This window comes from Microcoleus sp. LEGE 07076 (genome assembly GCF_015207455.1).
GTDB lineage: Bacteria > Cyanobacteriota > Cyanobacteriia > Cyanobacteriales > Microcoleaceae > Microcoleus.
This window is the reverse complement of record NZ_JADEWV010000426.1, coordinates 1-2,117: the sequence shown is the minus strand read 5'-3', so window position 1 is coordinate 2,117 and position 2,117 is coordinate 1. Positions and strand designations below refer to the sequence as shown.

The window sequence follows — 2,117 nt, the reverse complement described above, 5'->3', positions numbered from 1 at the left end:
ATTATTATCGGGTGGATGCGCTAAATGGATGTAAATTAATTCAGGCGATCGACAAAAATATCTATCCTCTCCTAAGTATCGTTCCACAATATCTTGATCCTCAGCCCCCCAGCCAATGAATGTCTCATCCCATCCCCCGATTTCCATTAAGCGCTGGCGTTGAAATAGAGGTAAAACTCCAAATCTCTCCCGCCGAATTAAGTGCTTAAATAGCGCTGTGGGCATATCTTCTGGTGCAACTTGGAACTGTTCAATTATAGCCGAATTTTGAGCGAAATCCAGGTTAGCACTATCGCACATCATCCGATAGCCAGTTACTAACATTTGGGCTGAAAGTTGAGCCATTTTTAGATGGCGAGCGAGGGCATCTCCGTAGGGAATGAGATCGACATCAAAAGCTGCTACCCATTGCCCTTGCGCCAGAGATAAACCTAAATTTAAAGCTTTGGTTTTATGAAAAGTTCCCCCAATGGGAAGATAATTGTAACTGACTGGAAGGTGGGTAATTTCTGGTAAAATCCAAGCTGAAGGAATGCAATCGAGTTCAATCAAAATGATTTCGCAAAGAGATAATAAACTTTCCGATGCTTGAGTTTTCCACCACGCGAGTTGAGTTTTCAAATGCTCTTCCCGCTGGCGGTAGGTAATAATTAAGGATAACTGAATTTCACTCACAGCTAGAATTTGGGGTAAAGTTGGTGGTAATTTTCCAAAATGGATGAGGTGGTAGCATTGCTGGTTGCCATAAATCGCCAAATATATCGCCTTTTTGGAGAGATTGGAAGCAAGAAATGATGTTCCGATCGCGCGTTTCTGTTGGCGGTAATTGCTGGTGGTGTTGATTGCGCGCAGCATCGCTATGGGAAAGATGAATTACATTTCCCGCCGCGCAGATATTGATGCCCAACAGGGTAGCGCGAATCAGCAAATCTTGGTCTTCCCATCCCCAACCTGTAAAACTTTCCTTGTATCCTCCTAATGATAATAACGTTTGTTTGCGAGTACAGAGCAAACCGCATCCAGGTCGATCGCGATCGCCCGCCACCGCCAGTAGAATATTAACAGCAGCAATCCCTTTGCCCATCTGGATGTTGTAAGTATAGCGTTCCCGCTTTAAAGCCGTTGTTTGCAAGCAAGACTCTGCTACAGTTTTAACACAACAAATAATCCGATTTTCTAAATTATTTACCGCCGATAAAGATGAGAATTTTGGAATAAAATTTACAGCTTGTATCCGAGTTTTTAAAGAAAGGGATTCCCCAGTAGTGGACTCTCCTAAAACACAAGATAATAGCTGTAAAATTCCTTGCCGATTCCAGATGATGTCAGCGTCAGAAATCAGCAAGTATTCGCTACTAGCCCGGAGAATACCCTGATTGATTAACTGAGATTTATTAAAATCAGATTGAGGATATTTGAACCACTCTACCTGCGATAATTTGGCTAAATCCTGTAAAACCATTAAACATTTAGATTCAGTGGTACCGCCGTCGCAAATAATGATTTTAGTCACGGGATAACCAATTGCTAAAAGAGAGCGCACGCAATCAGCGATTTCAGGACGATTTTTAACGGGGATAATTACCTGTAACACGATATTGACCGAATAATTACGGGCTTTGGAATCCTTCATCCGACCTTCAGAGAAGCCTCTCCCTTTCAGGTAGAAAAAATCAAAAAATTTTCTTTTTTTCAAGCCTCTTTCTTAGCGTTCGATTGTGGATGACGAATTATTAATTACGAATTATGCCATAACATCGCTCATCTAGAATCAGTCGGCTCTCTTGGATTTGCGTACAAAATGTATCAAAAAGCACAAAGTGATGCTGATGAAATCGCTGAAATCGTTACCCTGAGACACATAACCTATATCAATCACCGGATAGCCAGGAGAGCCAATCAGTCATTACCAATCTCAAATTCCAAATTTATAATCCCAAATGTCAAATGTCAAATCTCAAGGGCTGAACCGATGATATAATTGAGTTCGATCGCCCCTGCTGTCTTCAAAGGACGCAAATCCGGTAATTTGCCTGACCGCACCGCGGCAGTGTTGGCGATCGCTATTGTTTTGAGTTGCTGAATTAATTCTAAACGCAATGGAGAATTTAATCCGG

Annotated in this window: 2 protein-coding genes; both read right to left on the bottom strand. The window is 41.9% G+C overall.

Annotated features, from left to right (window positions below):
- The coding region (locus IQ270_RS31650) for a glycosyltransferase family 2 protein (protein ID WP_339384213.1) at window positions 1-675 on the bottom strand (675 nt) is incomplete at its 3' end.
- On the bottom strand, window positions 668-1,633 hold the full coding sequence (locus IQ270_RS31645; protein ID WP_228056832.1) for a glycosyltransferase: 966 nt from the start codon (window positions 1,631-1,633) through the stop codon (window positions 668-670). The genes IQ270_RS31650 and IQ270_RS31645, both read right to left, overlap by 8 nt.
- Between the last annotated feature and the right edge of the window lie 484 nt (window positions 1,634-2,117).

Coding starts and splice junctions, on each gene's coding strand:
- IQ270_RS31645 (WP_228056832.1), bottom strand. CDS start 1,633: ATGAAGGATTCCAAAGCCCGTAATTATTCGGTCAATATCGTGTTACAG.